Here is a 5,254-nt window from a genome sequence, read left to right on the forward strand (position 1 = left end):
GTACGCCGCCCACCCCGCCTTCGCCGCCGCCTTCGACGAGGTCTGCGCGCACTTCGACACCCTGCTCGACCGTCCGCTGCGCGAGGTGCTGTGGGCCGGTCCCGGCTCGCCCGACGCCGAGGCCGTACACCGTACCGAGTACGCCCAGCCCGGTCTGTTCGCCATCGAGGTCGCGCTCCACCGGTTCGTCACCGGCCTCGGCGTACGGCCCGCCCTGCTGCTCGGACACTCCATCGGCGAGCTGGCCGCGGCACACGTCGCCGGCGTGCTGACGCTGCCGGACGCCTGCGCCCTGGTCGCCGCCCGCGGGCGGCTCATGCAGGCGCTGCCCGGCGGCGGCGCGATGGCGGCCGTCGAGGCCGGCGAGGACGAGGTCAGGGCGGCCCTGGACCACGACGGCCTGACGGACCGGGTGTCCGTCGCCGCGGTCAACGGGCCGCGCGCCGTGGTGATCTCCGGTGACGCCGAGGCCGTCGACGGGCTCGCCGAGCGGTGGCGTGCCGAGGGCCGCAGGACCCGCCGGCTGCGGGTCAGCCACGCGTTCCACTCGCCCCGCATGGAGGGGATGCTGGACGCCTTCCGGACGGTCGCGGAGTCCCTGTCCTACGCGCCGCCGCGGCTGCCCGTCGTCTCCGACCTCACCGGCGACATCGCCACCGCAGCCGAGCTGTGCGACCCCGCGTACTGGGTGCGGCACGTGCGGGACAGCGTCCGGTTCGCCGACGGTGTGCGCCGCCTGGACGCGGCCGGGGTCACCACCTATCTGGAGCTGGGGCCCGACACGGTGCTCACCGCCGCGGCCCGCTCCACCGTCCCCGAGGGCCGCCGCTTCCTCGGCGCCCTGCGCGCCGGCCGCCCCGAGCCCGAGACGCTGGTGGAGGCCCTGGCGGGGCTGCATGTGGCCGGCGCCGAGGTGGACCTGACGGCGCTGACCGGGCGCGGCGGCCATGTCGCCCTGCCCACCTACGCGTTCCGCCGCCGCCGGCACTGGCTGCCCGCGGCGTCCGCCGCCGGGCAGGCGGCTTCGGGCGGGGCCGTACCCGAAGCGGGCGCCGTACCCGAAGAGACCGCTGTGGCCGCGCCCGTACCCGGGGACCGCGGCCCGGCCGCGCCGGTATCGGAGGCGGCTGCCCCCGCCGGGTCCGGAACCGGGCAGGCCACCCCGGCCGCCCGGTCCGCGTCCCCACCGGGGCCTGCCGCCTCCGCCGGGGCCACTTCGGGGAGGACCGCCCAGGCCGCGCCCGCGTCCGCGGCGCCCCCGACGCCCTCCGCGGACGCGGACCGGCGTCACGCACGGCCGGCCGAGGACCCGCTGGACCTGGTGCGGCGCCACACCGCCGCCGTCATCGGCTCCGACGCCCCCGGCGAGATCCCGGCCGACGCGGCCTTCCGCGACATCGGCGTCACCTCGATCATCGCCGTGGAGCTGCGCGACCGGCTGGCCGCCGCCACCGGCCGCGCCCTCCCGGAGACCCTGGTCTTCGAGTACCCCACGCCCGGCCGGCTCGCCCGCCACCTCTCGACGGGCGCCGGCACCGCCGACGAGCCCCCGGCAGCCGCCGACGAGCTCCCGGCAGCCGCCGAGAGCGGGGGCGCGGACGACGACCCGGTGGTCATCGTCGGCATGGCCTGCCGCTTCCCCGGCGGCGTCCGGTCCCCCGAGGACCTGTGGCGGATCGTGGCCGACGGCGTGGACGCGATCGGCCCGTTCCCCACCGACCGCGGCTGGGACGTCGACCGGCTCTACGACCCCGACCCGCGGCGTCGCGGCTCCTCGTACGTGCGCGAGGGCGGCTTCCTGGCCGGCATCGCGGAGTTCGACGCCGCGTTCTTCGGCATCAGCCCCCGCGAGGCCGCCGCGCTCGACCCGCAGCAGCGGCTGCTTCTGGAGACCTCCTGGGAGTCCCTGGAGCGCTCGGGCATCGACCCCGGCTCGCTGCGCGACAGCGACACCGGCGTCTTCGTCGGCGCCACCTTCCAGGAGTACGGGCCGCGCATGGGCGAAGACAGCGACGGCTCCGACGGCTACCTCTACACCGGCACCACCCCCAGCGTCGCGTCCGGGCGGATCGCCTACGTCCTCGGCCTGCGCGGACCCGCCGTCACCGTGGACACCGCCTGCTCGGCGTCGCTCGTGGCCCTGCACACCGCGGCCCGCTCACTGCGCGCGGGCGAGTGCGCGCTCGCCCTCGCGGGCGGGGTGACCGTCATGCCGACGGCGGGCGTCTTCGCCGAGCTGAGCCGGCTCGGCGGACTGTCGCCCGACGGCCGGTCGAAGGCGTTCTCCGCCGCCGCCGACGGCACCGGCTGGGCCGAGGGCGCCGGCATGCTCGTCCTGGAACGTCTCTCCGCCGCCCGCCGCCACGGCCATCCCGTCCTGGCCGTGCTCCGCGGCTCGGCCATCAACTCCGACGGCGCGTCCAACGGGCTGACCGCCCCGAACGGTGCCGCGCAGCGCCACGTCATCCGGGCGGCCCTGCGCACCGCGAACCTGACCGGCGCCGACGTCGACGCGGTCGAGGCCCACGGCACCGGCACCCGGCTCGGCGACCCCATCGAGGCGAACGCACTGCTGGAGACCTACGGCCAGGACCGCCCCGAGGGCCGCCCGCTGTGGCTCGGCTCGCTGAAGTCGAACATCGGGCACACCCAGTCGGCCGCGGGGGTGGCCGGCGTCATCAAGATGACCATGGCACTGCGCCACGGCGTGCTGCCCCGCACCCTGCACGCCGACGTGCCGTCCCCGAGCGTCGACTGGAGCGCGGGCACGGTCCGTCTGCTGACCGAGCCCGTCGACTGGGCCGGCGGCGAGGGACGACCGCGCCGGGCGGGCGTGTCGTCGTTCGGCATCAGCGGCACCAACGCCCACCTGATCCTGGAGGAGGCGCCCCCGCCGGCCGACCTCGAACCGCCCCGCGCCGCGGCGGGGCCCGTGGCCTGGCCGCTGTCCGCGAAGACGCCCGCGGCGCTGCGGGCCCAGGCCGCCCAGCTGCTCGACCACCTCGCCGCCCACCCCGGCACCAACCCCGCCGACGTGGCGTTCTCGCTCGCCCACGGCCGCGCCGACTTCCCGCACCGCGCCGTCGCCGTGGCCACCGGCCACGACGGCTTCGCGGCCGCCCTTCAGGCGCTGGCCACCGACACCCCGGCCGCGGGCGTCGTGCACGGCACCGCCGCCGACCACGGCCGGGTCGCCTTCGTCTTCCCCGGCCACGGATCGCAGTGGCCGGGCATGGCCAACGCGCTGTACGAGCAGGCCCCGGCGTTCGCCGACAAGCTGCGCGAGTGCGCCGCGGTGATCGACCCCCTCGTCGGCTGGTCCCTGCTCGACACCGTGCTCGGCCGGGAGGGCGCCGCCGACCAGCAACACAGCGACGTGGCCCAGCCGGTGCTGTTCTCCGTCATGGTCTCGCTCGCCGCCCTGTGGGAGGCGCACGGCGTACGCCCCGCCGCGGTCGTCGGCCACTCGCAGGGCGAACTGGCCGCCGCCTGCGTCGCCGGTGTGCTCACCCTGGAGGACGCCGCTACCGTCGTGGTGCGCCGCAGCCGCCTGTTCGCGCAGGAGCTGCCGGGACGCGGCATGATGGCCGCGGTCGAGCTCTCCGCCGACGGTGTGCGCCGCCGTATCGCCGAGCGGAACGCGCCCGTCGACCTCGCCGTCGTCAATGGGCCGGCCGCCGTGACCGTCGCGGGGGAGCCCGACGAGATCGAGCGCTTCGTCGCCGACTGCAAGGCGGACGGCATCCGCGCCCGCGTCGTGGTCCGCGCGGGCGCCTCGCACTGCGCCCTGGTCGAGCCGCTGCGCGAGCCCCTGCGCGAGTTGCTCGACGGCATCCCCCACCACCCGCCGCGGATCGCCCTCTACTCCACGGTGACCGGTGGCCCGCTGGGCGCCGACGACCTCAACCCCGGCTACTGGTTCCGCAACGCCCGCGAGCCGGTGGACTTCCAGGCCGCCGTGGTCGCCCTGCTCGGCCACGGGCACCGCGCGTTCGTCGAGTGCAGCCCGCACCCCCTGCTGCTGTCGGCCCTGCTGGACACCGCCGACGAGACCGGCCACCAGCCCGCCGCCGTGGGCACCCTGCGCCGCGGCGAGGGCGGCCGGGAACGCTTCCTGCGTTCGCTCGCCGAGGCGCACGTACGCGGGCTCTCCGTGGACTGGGACGCGCCCCTGGACGGCACCGGGGCACGCCGGGCCGACCTGCCCACCTACCCCTTCCAGCGGCGCCACCACTGGCTGTCCCCGGAGACCGGCCCCTCCGACGTCGCGGCCGCCGGACTCGCCCCCGCCGACCACCCCCTGCTCGGCGCCGTCCTGACCGCGGTCGACGGCGACCGGACCGTGCTCACCGGCCGCCTCTCGCCGCGTTCGCCCGCCTGGCTGGCCGACCACGCCGTCGGCGGCACCGCGCTCATGCCCGGCACCGCCTACGTCGAAGTGGCCCTTCGGGCCGGGGACGAGGTGGGCTGCTCCGGTATCGAGGAGCTGACCGTCGAGCGGCCGCTGCTGCTGCCCGAGGGGACGGCGGTCCAGCTCCGGGTCACCGTCGGCGCGCTCGACGCCCACCGGACGCGCCCCGTCGACGTGCACGCCCGCCCGGACACCGGTGACGACGAGCCCTGGACCCGGCACGCCACCGGCTCCCTGACCACGGCCGCCCCCAGCCCGCGGCCGCCCGCCGCCTGGCCCCCGCCCGGCGCGGAACCGGTCGACGTGACCGCCTTCTACGCCGACCGGGAAGCCGACGGCTACGGATACGGGCCCGCCTTCCGGGGGTTGCGCGCCGCCTGGCGCCTGGGCGACGAGATGTACGCCGAAGTCGCCCTCGACCAGGCCCACCACGCCGACGCCCGCCGTTACGCCGTCCACCCCGCCCTGCTGGACGCGGCCCTCCACGCGGAGCTGCTGCGTACCCCGGCCACCGGGGCCGGCACGGTGCGACTGCCGTTCACGTGGTCCGGCGTCCGCGTACCGGCGGCCGGGGCCACCACCCTGCGCGTGCGCGTCGCCCCGGCGGGCGGCGACGCGGTGAGCGTTACCGCGACCGACCCCGCGGGCCGCCCGGTGGCCGCCGTCGACTCGCTGCTGATGCGACCGGTCCCCGCCGCCGGCCTGACGGCCGTCACCCCGGGCGGCGGCGCCCTGTACGCACTCGACTGGCAGCCGCTGCCGGCCGGAGCGGCCACCGCGGCCGGAGCCGGCCTGCGGATCGTGACACCGGCCGACGACGCGGCCGGGCCCGGCGGCCTGCCC

Annotated in this window: 1 protein-coding gene; it reads left to right on the forward strand. The window is 77.6% G+C overall.

The annotated features are described in order from the left end of the window. On the forward strand, positions 1 to 5,254 hold a 5,254-nt coding region (locus AXW62_RS33950), incomplete at both ends, for a type I polyketide synthase (protein WP_159061020.1).

The sequence above is a fragment of the Streptomyces hygroscopicus subsp. hygroscopicus genome (genome assembly GCF_001553455.1).
GTDB lineage: Bacteria > Actinomycetota > Actinomycetes > Streptomycetales > Streptomycetaceae > Streptomyces > Streptomyces hygroscopicus.